We start from the raw sequence: 14,319 nt of genomic DNA, 5'->3' as shown, positions 1-14,319 counted from the left end.
ATAATAGCAGGTTTTGCAAGCTATACGCCCGATGTTTCCTGCACCGCCGCAGCCTGTACAGGTGCCGCAGGTATAGAGCCCAATCTTTCATGTTTTTTTAGTCCGAACAGGGCCAATTGTGCCCCAGTAAAAAATCCTTCTTCGCAATACACCACCTCGGCCCTGATAAGTTGCCCATCGGCGCAGGCGATCAGCAAACCATGGGCAGCATCCAGTGCTGTAACGGTGCCGGGAGCCGGGCCCGGCGATCCCGTATGTACCGACGCTTCGGTGATGCCAAACGTCCAGCCATTCCAGCTGGTAGCCGCGCCCTTATTCCACGGATTGCATGCCTTCACCAGCGCCATCACCTCCACCGCCTTCATGGTATTCCAATCGATCACCAGGTCGGCAGGTTCAGGCTTTCGATGCCAGCAAGCCTGCGATTCATCCTGCGGCGTAGCATGGATGCTACCGGCATCCAGCAGTTGCAACAGGTGTTGAGCCACCTGCAGGCCGGCATAGGCCAATTGCGTATTGAGAATACCGTAAGTAACCTGTGGTTGTATAGGAACCGGCACCTGTAAAATGACAGGTCCGTTATCGAATGCTGCATCCATTTGGTGCACGGTAATACCTCCCATGGCCACCCGGTTCCTGATCATCCAGAACAAGGGGTTGGCGCCGCGCCAGGCAGGGAGCGGCGCGTAATGAAAATTGATAAAACCAAAGCGTGGTAACCCAAGTGCAGCAGCAGGTATTTTCCAGGGAAAGGTCTTTACCAGCACCACATCCGGATGATGCTGGTGCAGCCAGGTGAATAATTGTTGTTGAAACCCGGTGCGGGAAAAGAACGTGCAGGATACGGCCGCTTCTTTACTCATGCGTTCTACCAGCGGTCGTATATCCTGTTGTCCATCGGCCATGCCAACAGCCGCTACCCTGCCCGCCTGGAGCAAGGCTGCAAGGGCAGGCAGGGCAAGCCGGTCGTTGCACAATATGGCAATCCGTGTCATATGCAGAAATAGTTGTTTTTCCAACCCGCCACCATCAGTTCCGCTTCGTGGGCCCGGTAGTAGGTGTGGTCGGCTTCCTGTACAGCATGTTTGTCGATCACCCGGAAACTGCAGTGGCCATTTTGTCCTTCAATGATGTTTCCATAATAAAGCGGTGCATAGGTATGATGCGTTTGAGGATGTATCGTTACTGCTCCGCGCGGACTTTGGAAGGTCCACCCTTTTAACGAAGTATTTCCGTGCACCAGGAGTTGATCGCTAAGGATGGCAGCTTCCCAGCCAAACAGCTGAAACAGGTTGGCTGTTTTGTTGCGTTGGCGCATACCATGTGTAAAGGCCTCCTGTTGTTCATTGCTGAGCGACGATGCCCAGGGCACATATGCATGGAAAATGCCGCCCGGGAAGGCGCATTTGGCCAGCATCTGCTCTTCGGCCATGTATGGAGAACAATAAAAAGGCAGCGGAACGGCATTGGTGCCGGCTTGTTTCAATGCTTGAAAGAACAGTTCGGCCAGGTAAGTACTAAAGCAGGCGGCCACGCTGTCGGCCTGTCCCTGCTGCAACAGCGAAAGATATTGGTGGATGGTAAATTCCGCCACTTTGTGACTGCTGATATAGTTACCGCAAACGGCCGATCCCGATGCCGCGATACTTACATGATAGCTCCAGGGGCCCCTATACCCACCATCATAAAAGGAGGTGGCCAGCAACACATTTTTCGATTGTGCTGCCAATTGTAATCCCGATAAATAGCAGGCATGTGCCCCTTGAAATGAGATGTGATAACAATAATCGTTGATGGCGTTCACCGGAAGCTGCATACCGGCATCGAGGAAGATAAATGGCCGCTGCACGGAAGCAGCCAGTTGATACAACGGTTCTGCATTATTTACATTGCTATAAGCGATCAACAGCTGCACATCATCCTGCAACAGCATCTTTTCTGCTTTGGCATAATTGACGTCGATATCTTCCCCAAAACCGATATTATCGGTAACGACCTGCACATCCTGTATACCAAGGTGTACAAAACCAGCCCGTATACCATCGAGCATGTCGAAACCCATAGCTGGATAGTCAGTTGAACGCGGCAAAAGCAATCCGATCTTGACAGGCATAATGAATGGTTGAATGAAGAAGTGGCTAGTTCCTGGCTGGGAATATCCCCGACATACAGATGATGTAATTGAGTGCCAGATAAGGATTCCTGATACTGAACGGTTGATTATTGCCGGTATTCCCTGTGTTTAATCCCAGGGGATAGGGTTTCATCATACTTCCGGCGCTGGAAGCGTAAGCTGAGTTGCTGCCTCCCTCTGGCGCATAAATACCCGTATTGGGATTATTAGAAGCAGCTGTGGTGGAAGATGCCGGCGTAATATTTACCTGAGCGTTGTGGCTGTGTGCAGGCATTTGCGTGATCAGCATGGTGGCAGTCTCTGTGCCGGCCAGCTGGCCAATAACATAGGGCGACAATCCTGCTCCCTGCCCTGCTCCAACAACCTGGCGTCCACGCAGATCGGGCAGCGCAAAGGTAGTTTGACCGTTGCCCCCATAAGTAGTACCAAGTAAGGAGAACAAGGCTGTATTTGGGGCGATGGGCAATATCTGGCCCGCGCAAAGTGCCCAACCGCGCGGAGCGAAATTGCCGGCAAATAGCGTTACATATGCGAGTGTACCTTCCATATAACTAAGTTGTAGAATGATTGAATGGTGGTTAATTAATTGCGCGATGGAAAGATGCCTTCAATGGCAATGATGTAATTCATCGCCAGATAAGGAGGCAGGATACCAATGGGCTGGTTGCCGCCGGCAGGAGGCGTAGGCGTGGTAACATCCGTAGGCGCCATACCAAATCCATCGGCCGACGTGCCGTACAAACTGTTGGCGGGTGTGGCAGGCAATGCACCAGCGGGTGAATCACCGCCTGCAGCTGACGAACCTGGTATGGTTCCTCCTGTTACAGTAACAGTGTGGTTATGGGATGGCATCTGGTTGGAGATAACAGTTATAGATTCCGTGCCGGCCATTTCGCCCAATTGAATCGTATTGCCCGGGTGTACAGCGATACGGCTGGCCAGGTTGGGCAGGGCGAAAGTAGTTACACCGTCGCCTCCATAAGTAGTTCCGATCAGGGCGAACAAAGCAGTGTACTCGGCAATGGAAAGAAGCTGTCCCTGGCAGAACATATAACTTCTCGGCGCAAAATTGCCTGCAAAGATGGTTACATTCGACATATATGGTTCTGTAAACATGATAATGTCATTTAGGTTTTGGCAGGATGCGATCCTGTAATGATGGAATGTTGAATTAGTTCCTGGACGGGAATACCCCCTGAAGACAAATGATGTAGTTCATGCCCAGGTAAGGAGGCATAGTAGGCATGGGCTGACTGCCTCCTGCGGGCTGGATCGCTACCGTATAAGCAGGAGCCGCCATAGCAATCGCCGGCGTAGCCGTGGTGCCATAAGCCTGTGCTGTGCCCGCAGGGTACATGCCATCGGGATTGGCCTCTGTACCGGCAGCGGCATCGCATTGAATGGATACATTGACATTACCTGTGTGGTTGTGCGCCGGCAGGTTGTTGATGGTGAGCGTTACGGTGCTGCTTCCGGCTGCCTGCCCAAGCGTATAATTGCCCAACCCGGGTCCTGTTCCTGTTCCGATAGGCACGCGGTTACGTAGATCGGGGAGCGCAAACGTCGTTTGACCATTGCCGCCAAACGTTGTGCCTAATAGTGAGAACAAGGCCTGATTGGTGCTAATGGCCAGTATCTGCCCATTACAATATGCCCATCCGCGCGGCGCAAAATTGGCCGCAAAACAGGTTACTACTGCGAGAGTTCCTTGCATAGAAGATGTTTTGGTTTTATGTGTTGACAATAAGGTGTAATGCCAAAAAAGGAAAGCTTTTTTAACAGCCATTGCAAAACGTAAGCAGAGACATTAACCAAATAAGGATAGGATCGGACAAGGCTATATGGGTACAACGCTGTATAGCCAACAGCAAGGGTTAGTAGAAGTTACTTAAGTTGAAGCCAGTGATACTGAGGTAAGGATTAGGGGAGTTGATAACACGAATAATAAGCTGGTTATAAAAATAGGTAAATTTGATTATACTGCAACCGGTTGCACATTGAAGTGGTCTTCATTACCAAGATTAGGTAATACTACGCTTCACCCAGGTGAATACCCGTAACAGACCACAACAGATGGCATCACTCCCTTTTTAATTAACTTGCGCCAAAACCCAGGGAATGGCGACAGATATTAAGTGCCCGAAATGTGGGCATCAGTTTGATATTGAGGATGCTGTATCAGAAGAATATAAGAAGGAACTCCGCGAACAGATGGTGGCCTACAAAAAGCAGTTGATGGAGGAATCGGCGAAGGAAAAACGCGAACAGGCCGATCTGTTTGCCCGCCGCGAAAAAGACCTGCAACAGCAAGCCCAAACCGCTGCCAGTGAATACAATAAAAAGTTACAGGAGGAGAAAGTAAAGCTGCAGCAAACGCTGGAAGTGAACCTGCGCAAAACCATTGGCGCCGATTATGAGAACCAGCTGAGCCTGCTCACCCAGAACAATAAAGACAATGAAGAGAAGCTGAAGCTGGCCCGCCAGAAGGAACTGGAATTCCTGAAAAAAGAGCAGGATCTCAAAAACAAGGAGGCCGAGCTGGAGCTGTCGCTGCAACGTAAGCTGCAGGAAGAACGTGCCCGGCTGTCGGACGAGATCCGCAAAATGGAAGAAGAAAAGAATGCCAACCGCGAGTTTGAGCACCAGCTCAAACAAAAGGAACTGGAAAAACAGCTGGAAGACCAGAAACGCCTGATTGAAGAAATGAAGCGCAAGGCCGAGCAGGGCTCTATGCAGTTACAGGGCGAAGTACAGGAGTTGGCCCTTGAAGAAATGCTGACCGCCGCCTTCCCCTTCGATATGATCAATGAAGTTGGCAAAGGCATCCGCGGGGCAGATTGTATCCAGACCATCCGCAACCAGTTTGGCCAGGAATGCGGCCGGATCATCTATGAAAGCAAGCGCACCAAACACTTTGATAAAGCCTGGATCGAAAAGCTGAAGGCCGACATGCGGAGTACCACGGCCGATGTGGCGGTGATCGTAACCCAGGCCATGCCCGAGCAGCTGAATAAATTCGGACAGGTGGAAGGTATTTGGGTTTGTACGTTTGGCGAGGTTATTGCACTGTCGCACGTGCTGCGCGACGGCATCATCAAGATCTACAATGCTTCCAAATCGCAGGAGAACCGGGGCGATAAGATGCACTTGTTGTACGATTACCTTACCAGCAATGAATTTGGGGAGCAGTGGAAAGCGATCCGCGAAGGTTTTCAGTCGATGAAGATGTCGATCCAGCGGGAACGGGATGCAATGGAAAAGCTGTGGAAAGCACGTGAAAAGCAACTCGAGAAGGTACTCCTGAATGCGGCCCACATCAAAGGCTCTATTGAAGGGATTGCCGGCAGCGATAATATTCAATTGAATTTACTCGACGAACCCGATTTATTGGAAGAATAACTGTAAAATTGCCGCCGTTTTAAGGATACTGATATGAAATATACCCTGGCCCTCGCCCTGCTGCTCAATACTCTATGTTCTATTGCACAGGATTACCGCAATCCACCCCGCAATGAAGTTAAAAAGGATAGCTCCCTCCGCGTATTTACCGATACGCTCAAGGCCGTTGTAGCGCGCAAAGATGCCGGCGCCCTGGTAAAGCTGCTGAGTCCTGCCGTGAAGGTAGCTTCTAATGGCGCCGCCAATGGCGTTAAGGGCTTTAAAGAGATCTATGCTCCTCAGTTTCCCGCCTCGCAGCTGTGGAAGAACCTGCAGGAAGTGATGACACTGGGTGGTGTATTTACTGGCAAGCCCAACCAGGAGTTCATTTACCCCTATGCAGCTTTTAGAGACGTTAAGAACAAGGTATGCGATGGTTGCGGCCGTTGTGTAACGATCATCGGTCCAGATGTACACGTGCGCAAAAAAGCCGATCGTACTGCGGCATCGGTGGGTCAGCTGAGCTACGATGTGGTGAAGATCGCCACCGATCCTGCTTCAAAAACAAAGGGTGGCAATGAAGACAACTGGGTATACATACAATCCTTCGACGGTAAGATCAGCGGCTGGGTGCGCAACGACCTCACGTGGGATATCTGCGATTACCGCCTCCTCCTCGAAAAGCAAAAAGGCAAATGGCAGATCAAGGCCTTTATTGCGGGAGAGTAGAGGAGATCACACCTCCGTCACTACCCACGCCAATCCCAATTGATCGAAGAGGCGGCCTTTCACGGTCATCGGCACAACGCTTCTTTTACGGAACTCGAACGGCATGGTTACCCAATCGTTCACGGCCGAAACAATAGTCCCCGACAGGCGCATATGCTCCTTGAAGTCCATCATGCCTTCACCATGCCATTTGTAAATGGCTTCCTTCGCACTCCATAAAAGTGTTGTCAGCTCCAGGTGAATATGGGAAAGAGCTTCCCAATCTTTCAGGAAAAGGGCCTCTTCGGGATGAAGGAATTTTTCCGCGATCCGGCGTAGCCGGGGCGTCACAAATTCGATATCCACCCCTACCCGGTAACGATCGCTCACGATAGCCGCTGCAAAATTGCCGCAATGGGAAATGGAAAAATGGTATTGCTCATTTTCCAGGAAAGGTTTGCGGGTATCGGCCACCAGGATCTCCTCGAGGGGGAAGTCCTTGTACAGGGTGGGCAACAGGTACCGCCCCGCCAGGTGCTGCAGACGCTTATAAGGGTGCGAAACATCCTTTTTAAGAGGAACTTTTTCGAGGAAAAAAGACTCGGTTTCCTCAATACGCCAGATACCTAGCCTGGTATGCTCGTTGATATTATGTTGATAAAAGAGCGCCACTGTATAATTTTAGCAATTACTTTCGTTCCCTGAGCTAATTTCGCCTCAAATATAAAATAAGCATACCACATGATCCTGTCGGACAAGCGCATATTGGAAGAAATAGAGAAAGGAACCATCAAGATCGAGCCTTACCAGCGAGAATGCCTTGGCAGTAATTCATACGACGTACATCTGGGAAAAGTGCTGGCTACCTACCGGGAGCATATCCTCGATGCCAAAAAACACAATACCATCGAATCGTTCGAGATCCCCGAAGAAGGATTCGTGTTATACCCACACGTTTTTTACCTGGGCGTAACGATGGAATACACTGAAACCCACGCTCATGTGCCTTTCCTGGAAGGTAAATCCTCCACAGGTCGCCTGGGTATCGATATCCACGCAACAGCCGGTAAAGGCGATGTGGGCTTCTGCGGTAACTGGACCCTCGAAATATCGGTTAAACAGCCGGTAAAAGTATATGCAGGCATGCCTGTGGGACAGCTGATCTATTTCCCGGTAGAAGGCGAGATCGAAGTAAAATACAACCAGAAACTAAATGCGAAATACAGCGGCCAGCCCAACCGGCCCGTGGAAAGCATGATGTGGAAGAATAAGTTCTAAATAGCTTCCTTCCCATACTGCTTGTAGTAAGCGATCAACCACGCGATCACCTCATTATAACTCAATTTGCCTGAAGGCTGTTGATTGGCCTTCAGGTACTGCCCATACAACTTATCGATCACCGCTTCCACCGGATTGCGGTGCTTCAGTAAAAACTCCTTCAGTTCGGCATAATCCTTTTTGGCGCCCGGCGGCAATGTCTTCGAAAGCTGCCTGGCCAGCACCGAATCCTGCCGGTACAGGTAATACCAGGAATAAGAATACAGGTCGAGGTACACGGAATACCGGAAAGACGCCTCCGGTGATGTTTTGGCCGCCAGGTAGCCCGCAAAATTAGCTTCACTCTCCTTGGCATAGCCCAACTGATGGCCTATTTCGTGGCAGGTCGTAAACGGCTGCACAAACACAGGCACCGTCGTATTCACCTGCGCCTCGCCAGTAAAGGGGTTGTAATAGCCTGTATAGCCCAGGTAATTGCCCAGGTAGCTGTACAGCGAGGGCTTTACCGACCGGAACCGATAGCCGATGGCAGCATGATGCAACGTCACACTATCATAGGCATCCACCGCTGTACCAAACAATACCCGCTTCCGGTGCAGTGCAGCACGATGAATACGACCGGTAGAATCGAGATCATGCAACCGGCCTACGATCGCATGCATCACGGCCAACAGGTCTTCCTTCGTGTATTTATCGGCTTTGAGACCAAGGTCGGCCGCAATGCCGGGCCGGTTATAATTAAGTCCCCAAAACAAGTTGAAGGAAACATAGATCCACAAAATGATCGCGAGGGCCAGCCTGCCCCCGCTGAGCCAGTATTGCCGGTTGGCCTGCCGGCGATACAACCGCCGCACCAGCTGAACCAACTTGTAAAGCAGGAAAACGATCGCCCCGCCATACAGCAGGTCGCCGATGCTAAAGGGTATCCACCCCAATAGTATACGCTGCGCACCTGCCATAAACGGATACAATCCATGCGCATAATACCGGTCTACCGCTTCGGGAAAAAGAGAGAATACCTTCAATAGGATAGCCGCGCTCAGGAGCAATACCAGGGTCTTGTTTTTTTGCCACATACCCTCTAAAAATAGGAAAATCTTCCTCGCCGCCTGCAGCAAGGTCGTTAAGCTTTGGTAAGAACGGGCGGGAACCGCTTAGCCGGTTACCGTGAATGTGTTATTTTGCAATACTATACTGGCCAGGAAGCGCCCGCTTGGCGCTCAGTGTACCAACTGCTCCCCTGCCCTGTAAAACAAAAACGCTTGTAACATGAACCTGGAATTTAACAAGAACGAAGATGCCATGAAATTATCCCTGAGCCAGCTGCGACAACGGCTGGAGCAGGTATCCATGGGTGGCGGTAAAAAAGCCGTCGAAAAGCAACGGGAAAAGAACAAACTGACTGCCCGTGAACGGATCGACTATCTCTGTGATGAACACACTGCTTTTACTGAGATCGGCGCCCTCGCCGGCTGGGAAATGTATGCCGAGCAGGGTGGCTGCCCATCGGGCGGTACGGTAGCCGGCATCGGCTACGTAAGCGGCAAGCAATGTATGATCGTTGCCAATGACCAAACCGTGAAAGCCGGCGCCTGGTTTCCTATAACGGGCAAGAAGAACCTGCGCATGCAGGAGATTGCCATGGAAAATCATTTGCCCGTCATCTACCTCGTAGACAGTGCCGGCGTGTTCCTGCCCATGCAGGACGAGATATTTCCGGATAAGGAACATTTCGGCCGCATCTTCCGCAACAATGCGCGCATGAGCGCCATGGGCATCACCCAAATTGCGGCCGTGATGGGCTCCTGCGTAGCGGGTGGCGCCTACCTGCCCATCATGAGCGATGAAACCCTGATGGTGGAAGGCAATGGCTCTATCTTTCTTGCCGGCCCCTACCTCGTAAAAGCAGCCATTGGTGAAGATGTCGACAGCGAAACGCTCGGTGGCGCCGAAACACACAATGCCATCAGCGGCATTGCAGATTATAAGTTCGCCACCGAACAGGAATGCCTCGACCAGGTGAAAAGGATCGTATCCCGCCTCGGCGGCAACCGGCAGGTAGCCGGGTTCGATCGTGCTCAACCAGCTGAGCCTAAGAAAGCAGCTGCCGAGATCTATGGCATCCTGCCGTCTGACCCTACCAAGGCATACGATATGCTCGATATCATCGAAAGACTGGTCGACAATTCGGAGTTCGATCAGTTTAAACAGGAGTATGGCAAAACCATCCTATGCGGATATGCCCGCATCGATGGCTGGGCTGTGGGCATTGTCGCCAACCAACGTAAAATGGTGAAGAGTAAGAAAGGCGAGATGCAAATGGGCGGCGTTATTTACAACGACAGCGCCGACAAAGCGGCCCGCTTCATCATGAACTGCAACCAGAAAAAGATACCGCTGGTATTCCTGCAGGATGTAACCGGTTTTATGGTAGGATCACGCAGCGAACAGGCCGGTATCATTAAGGATGGGGCCAAACTGGTCAATGCCGTAGCCAACTCGGTAGTACCCAAGATCACCATCGTAATAGGCAACTCTTATGGCGCCGGCAATTATGCCATGTGCGGCAAAGCCTACGATCCCCGCTTTATTTACGCCTGGCCCGGCGCCCGCATTGCCGTGATGGGCGGCGAACAGGCAGCCAAAACCCTGCTGCAGATTCAAGTGGCAGGCATGAAGGCAAAAGGCAAAACCGTATCACCCGAAGATGAACAGCAATTGCTGCAGGAAATAAAAGGCCGGTACGATCTGCAAACCAGCCCCTATTATGCGGCTGCCCGGTTGTGGGTAGACGGTATTATCGATCCCCTGCAAACGAGAAAGGTGATCTCCGAAGGGTTGACAGCAGCCAACAATCAACCCTACATGGCGCCCTTCAACCCGGGCGTGATACAGGTTTAAGTTGAACACATAGGCGGACTGCAGTGAACATCATTCAGCAAGGCATCCGAAGTTATACCGCCTCATTGATACAATCGTTCCGGAACGCAAGACCGGAACGATTTTTTTTATTGTTCATTTTTGCCGATCATTGCCGCCATGTAATACAGGCGCCCATCAGCAGCTGATTTCAAGTGAATATTACGGAGCGGGCGCCCATTCAAAGAATTAATCCATTACCGTTTTGACAAGTAACAAAGAATTGGTGGTTTATACAGATGGCTCATCCCGCGGCAATCCCGGCCCCGGGGGGTATGGCGCCATCCTGATGTATGGAGGAAAAACCAAAGAACTGTCGGGCGGATTTCGCCGCACCACCAATAACCGCATGGAACTGCTGGCAGTGATTGCCGCACTCGAGGCCTTGAACCGTGAAGGGCTTTCCATCACAGTGTACAGCGACAGTCAGTATGTGGTAAAAGCAGTAAAAGAAGGTTGGTTGAAGAAATGGATGGCCACCAATTTTGCCGGCGGCAAAAAGAACCCCGATCTCTGGAAGCGTTATCATCAGCTTTCCCAGAAGCACAATATCAAATTTGTTTGGGTAAAGGGCCACGCCGATAACCCTTACAATAACCGCTGCGATGAATTGGCCACCTCCGCGGCCGATGGCAAAAACCTTCAGGTGGATCAGGGCTACGAGTCAAGTGAGGGATAAATCGGGATGGCCGGCCTGCCTCTCAAGCGGCAAGCATTTTCTTACATCCTTACGATGATCTCCTAACAACAGAGCTCACCTGCCCGGCCGCCAACAAAAAACCCGGCCGCTAAGCGCTGGCCGGGTCCGATATGTTGATGCAATACCAGTTATGCTGCTACAGGCATTTGCGCAGGACGCTTCGATGCCTTGTTGACGAAATAATAAACACCAAAGAAGATAGCACTGAAGAACAGCGTAGCATACAGCGATCCTTTAAAGAACGGAAGCGCCTGCTCATAACACTGCACCAGGCCAGCCCATGTTTTCGGATACAGCACCACGCCTACGCCCAGCCATACCATGAAATTGGAGACCAGGAAAAAATAAACAGGAGCGATTACCGAGCCCATAAACACGTTCCTGATATTTACCTTATTGAAGATAAAACCAACCAACACTACAGAAGCCATCACCAGGTAGTTGACGATCTGTCCGTCGTAGAAACCACGGATGCTGGTGAGTCCTTTGGTATAAAGCACCTCATACAATACATCAGAGATAAAGAGGGAAAACAACGGTACTCCAAAGGCCAGGGCCTTGTTATTACGGATGGCCATACCACCAAAGAGTGCCATCGCGATCTGGGGCGCAAAACCCCACATGCGGTTGTCGAATGCGCGGTACAGCGAAGCTGCCGCAATCATGACCACCAGGTAAATAATCGTTGATCTGTTCAGTTTCATAGTTCAATTTGATGCTGCAAAAATAGCTTAATTCCAGTAATTGGGATCGCCGGGCAAAAATGGCTATGGTTTACAGGGTTTTACCTTGCACCTGCCAACCACTTCAGCCAATCATATGGCTCCCCCTTTCGCACGCCTGCGTTCGCCTTCACCTGCCTGCTCCCTACTGGCCCTATCCTGCTTCCCCTACCGGCGCGATTGAAGGCGGCTGGAGTGCATTTGCGCCATACAATGGGTCCGTCCTGATTTAGGCAGGTACTGTTGCCGTGAAGATCACTGCTCCTTGGCTACTCGAAATTTGCACAGCGGTGCCCGCAGTGGCCAGCATGGCTTCTCCCTGGTTGAGGGATACCTTATCGCCTCCCGCAGTGGCTTCAGCAGCACCTTCATATACAAAGAAGATATCGGCCGTGGTAGCCGTTACCGTGGTAGCGCCTCCCGCCTTCAAGGATATACGGTGCAGTTCGAAATCGTTCACAGGAGTAGGGAAGATCTCTTCGTTTACCGCAGTGCCCGGTTGGCCGGTGATCACCTGCGGTACGATCGGTTCAAAACGAACATGCTTCATCAGCTCCTGTACGTCGATATGCTTATTGGTGAGGCCACCCCGCAGTACGTTGTCTGAGTTGGCCATGATCTCCATATTCTGCCCTTCAAGGTACGCATGCAAAATGCCGGCATCCTGGAAGATGGCTTCGCCGGGATGCAGGTTTACCACGTTGAAGAGATAGATCGAGAAGATACCGCGGTCGATACGACCGGGTTCGCAGAAGGTATTGAAAGCACGGGCTGCCCAGAAATCTTCCTGCACTTTTTTCAAAGTACCCTTTTCATACAAGGGCAGTATGCGGTCGAGCAGCGGTTGCAGGTGATTGTTCACGGTTTGCTGATCCATTTCCATCACGGCTTTATACAGCGAAGCATAGTCGCCGTTGCCAAAGATTGGGAGCAGGAATTGTAATTCGGGCGTAGCCTGCAAAACCTGTTTCAGCTTGTCGGCCGGTTTGAAGCCATGCAGCAGCCAGAAATCGCTCAGGGCATACATGAGCTCGGGCTTGTGGTTATCGTCCTTATAATTCCTGTTGGGCGCATTTAACGCCACCCCTTGCTTGTTCTCTTCGGCAAAAGCGGCTACGGCTGCTTTCTTCTCAGGATGCACCTGGATAGACAACATGTCTTTTACATCGAGTACCTTGAACAGGTAAGGCAGGCGGCCAAACTCATCCTGCACTTTTTTGCCCAGGATGGCCGGATTGGCGGCTACCAGGGCATTCAGTGCCTGCGATTGACCATCAGCGCCTATAACAGTAGAAGGAGCATTATCGTGGCCACCCATCCAGTATTCTGCGAAAGGTTTGTTGTCGGGATTCGATTGTTGTAATAATGCGGGAATAAATTGCGATCCACCCCATGCATAGGGTTGAACCTTTCCCTGAAGCTTACTTATATTCGTACTATTGCTCATATTCCTGTTTGAGGGCACAATAATACAAAAAGCTTGTCATGGCCCAACACATAGAAACCGGCAAAAAAGGTGAAGCACTGGCAGCCGATTACCTGCAACAACAGGGCTATACGATCCTGCATAGCAACTGGCGGCACCGGCACTATGAAATAGACCTCATTGCCACCCGCGATGCGGTGCTCCATTTTATTGAAGTTAAAACAAGGATATCCCTCGATTTTGGCCTGCCCGAAGAAGGCGTTACACGCAAAAAGATCCGCAACATCGTAAAGGCCGGCGTTGCCTTTCAATTTGAACATCCAGGTTGGAAAAGAGTGCAATACAATGTACTGTCTATAGTCCTCAACCCTCCCCAGCCACCCGCTTATTACTTCATAGAGGACGTATATTTATGAGCCGTTGAAAGCCTATTCATCATCCCCGTGGAAACTATGTTTAAAAACCACCCCGCCAGAATGGGCTTTCAGCGCCATTTTTGTGGAGAATTGGATAATATTGCATTAATTTATACATCTAACCCAGTACACAACAGATGCCATTCAATCTTCGGACATATAAAAAGACCATGTTGCTCAATCGCTCTGCCTTCAGGCGATTCCTTACCAAACTGGAAAAGAATCCCCCCAGGAAGCTCGATCAAATGGCCGTAGAAACTGATGTGGAAGTTTGGAAGGAAATGGATTGCCTGGCCTGCGCGAATTGCTGCAAGACCATGAGCCCCACCTTTACCCAGGTCGACATCAAGCGGATCGCTACGCACCTCAACATGGGCGCCGAAGAATTCAAGAAAAAATGGCTGTACAAGGACCGCAATGGCGACTGGATCAACAAATCACAGCCCTGCCAGTTTCTCAACCTGGAGGACAATAAATGCTCCATCTACGAAGTGCGTCCCAAAGATTGCAGTGGCTTTCCGCACCACACCAAACGCCGCATGGTCGATTATATGCACGTATTCAAACAAAACGTGGAATACTGTCCCGCCACTTACAAACTGGTGGAGAAGATGATCGAGAAGGTGAATGCCAAATAA

Annotated in this window: 16 protein-coding genes; 7 read left to right on the top strand and 9 right to left on the bottom strand. The window is 50.9% G+C overall.

Features of this window, described 5'->3' with window-relative positions; all coding sequences use genetic code 11:
- Nucleotides 1-20: 20 nt before the first annotated feature.
- The 5 genes from P2H89_RS25520 to P2H89_RS25500 are packed head-to-tail and all read right to left on the bottom strand — an operon-like array spanning nt 21 to nt 3,848.
- Nucleotides 21-995 carry a formyltransferase family protein gene (locus P2H89_RS25520; protein ID WP_275832374.1) on the bottom strand — a complete coding sequence of 325 codons (975 nt, stop codon included), beginning with the start codon at nt 993-995 and terminating at the stop codon, nt 21-23.
- The gene (locus P2H89_RS25515; protein WP_275832372.1) at nt 992-2,113 is read right to left on the bottom strand and encodes an ABC transporter substrate-binding protein; all 1,122 of its coding nucleotides are present in this window, start codon (nt 2,111-2,113) and stop codon (nt 992-994) included. The genes P2H89_RS25520 and P2H89_RS25515 overlap by 4 nt, the downstream gene beginning before the upstream one ends.
- Nucleotides 2,114-2,138: 25 nt before the next feature.
- On the bottom strand, nt 2,139-2,681 hold the full coding sequence (locus P2H89_RS25510; RefSeq protein WP_275832370.1) for a tail fiber protein: 543 nt from the start codon (nt 2,679-2,681) through the stop codon (nt 2,139-2,141).
- A gap of 35 nt (nt 2,682-2,716) precedes the next feature.
- Nucleotides 2,717-3,250, bottom strand: coding sequence for a tail fiber protein (locus P2H89_RS25505; RefSeq protein ID WP_275832368.1), 534 nt, complete (start codon nt 3,248-3,250; stop codon nt 2,717-2,719).
- Between the two features lie 55 nt (nt 3,251-3,305).
- Complete coding sequence (locus P2H89_RS25500; RefSeq protein ID WP_275832366.1) at nt 3,306-3,848, bottom strand: tail fiber protein; 543 nt, start codon at nt 3,846-3,848, stop codon at nt 3,306-3,308.
- Between the two features lie 404 nt (nt 3,849-4,252).
- Between P2H89_RS25500 and P2H89_RS25495 the strand changes: the two genes are divergently transcribed.
- Complete coding sequence (locus tag P2H89_RS25495) at nt 4,253-5,533, top strand: DUF2130 domain-containing protein (protein ID WP_275832363.1); 1,281 nt, start codon at nt 4,253-4,255, stop codon at nt 5,531-5,533.
- Between the two features lie 33 nt (nt 5,534-5,566).
- Complete coding sequence (locus P2H89_RS25490) at nt 5,567-6,241, top strand: SH3 domain-containing protein (RefSeq protein WP_275832361.1); 675 nt, start codon at nt 5,567-5,569, stop codon at nt 6,239-6,241.
- A gap of 6 nt (nt 6,242-6,247) precedes the next feature.
- Here the strand turns inward: P2H89_RS25490 and P2H89_RS25485 are convergent, their stop codons facing one another.
- A complete protein-coding gene (locus tag P2H89_RS25485) occupies nt 6,248-6,892 on the bottom strand; it encodes a 4'-phosphopantetheinyl transferase superfamily protein (RefSeq protein WP_275832359.1) in 645 nt (214 codons plus the stop codon).
- Between the two features lie 69 nt (nt 6,893-6,961).
- On the opposite strand from P2H89_RS25485, the gene dcd reads away from it, so the two are divergent.
- Nucleotides 6,962-7,498, top strand: coding sequence for a dCTP deaminase (gene dcd, locus P2H89_RS25480; RefSeq protein ID WP_275832357.1), 537 nt, complete (start codon nt 6,962-6,964; stop codon nt 7,496-7,498).
- Here the strand turns inward: dcd and P2H89_RS25475 are convergent.
- Nucleotides 7,495-8,574, bottom strand: a complete 1,080-nt coding sequence (locus tag P2H89_RS25475; protein ID WP_275832355.1) for a DUF3810 domain-containing protein — start codon at nt 8,572-8,574, stop codon at nt 7,495-7,497. The two genes, dcd and P2H89_RS25475, sit on opposite strands and share 4 nt — an antisense overlap.
- Before the next feature lie 193 nt (nt 8,575-8,767).
- Here P2H89_RS25475 and P2H89_RS25470 point away from each other — a divergent pair, with 193 nt between their 5' ends.
- Nucleotides 8,768-10,399 (top strand): carboxyl transferase domain-containing protein, encoded by a 1,632-nt coding sequence (locus P2H89_RS25470; RefSeq protein WP_275832354.1) that lies wholly within the window; start codon nt 8,768-8,770, stop codon nt 10,397-10,399.
- A 223-nt stretch (nt 10,400-10,622) separates the two neighbouring features.
- Nucleotides 10,623-11,096 (top strand): ribonuclease HI, encoded by a 474-nt coding sequence (rnhA, locus tag P2H89_RS25465; RefSeq protein ID WP_275832352.1) that lies wholly within the window; start codon nt 10,623-10,625, stop codon nt 11,094-11,096.
- A 149-nt stretch (nt 11,097-11,245) separates the two neighbouring features.
- On the opposite strand, the gene P2H89_RS25460 is transcribed toward rnhA, so the two are convergent.
- Both P2H89_RS25460 and manA read right to left on the bottom strand, forming a co-directional pair.
- Nucleotides 11,246-11,821 (bottom strand): DUF6580 family putative transport protein, encoded by a 576-nt coding sequence (locus tag P2H89_RS25460; RefSeq protein ID WP_275832350.1) that lies wholly within the window; start codon nt 11,819-11,821, stop codon nt 11,246-11,248.
- 247 nt (nt 11,822-12,068) lie between these two features.
- A complete protein-coding gene (gene manA / locus P2H89_RS25455; RefSeq protein WP_275832348.1) occupies nt 12,069-13,286 on the bottom strand; it encodes a mannose-6-phosphate isomerase, class I in 1,218 nt (405 codons plus the stop codon).
- A gap of 38 nt (nt 13,287-13,324) precedes the next feature.
- On the opposite strand from manA, the gene P2H89_RS25450 reads away from it, so the two are divergent.
- Complete coding sequence (locus P2H89_RS25450; protein ID WP_275832346.1) at nt 13,325-13,681, top strand: YraN family protein; 357 nt, start codon at nt 13,325-13,327, stop codon at nt 13,679-13,681.
- Nucleotides 13,682-13,818: 137 nt separating this feature from the next.
- Nucleotides 13,819-14,319 carry a YkgJ family cysteine cluster protein gene (locus P2H89_RS25445; protein WP_275832344.1) on the top strand — a complete coding sequence of 167 codons (501 nt, stop codon included), beginning with the start codon at nt 13,819-13,821 and terminating at the stop codon, nt 14,317-14,319.

Source organism: Paraflavitalea sp. CAU 1676, from assembly GCF_029223285.1.
Taxonomy (GTDB): Bacteria; Bacteroidota; Bacteroidia; order Chitinophagales; family Chitinophagaceae; genus Paraflavitalea.
This window is presented reverse-complemented; position numbering and strand designations above follow the sequence as displayed.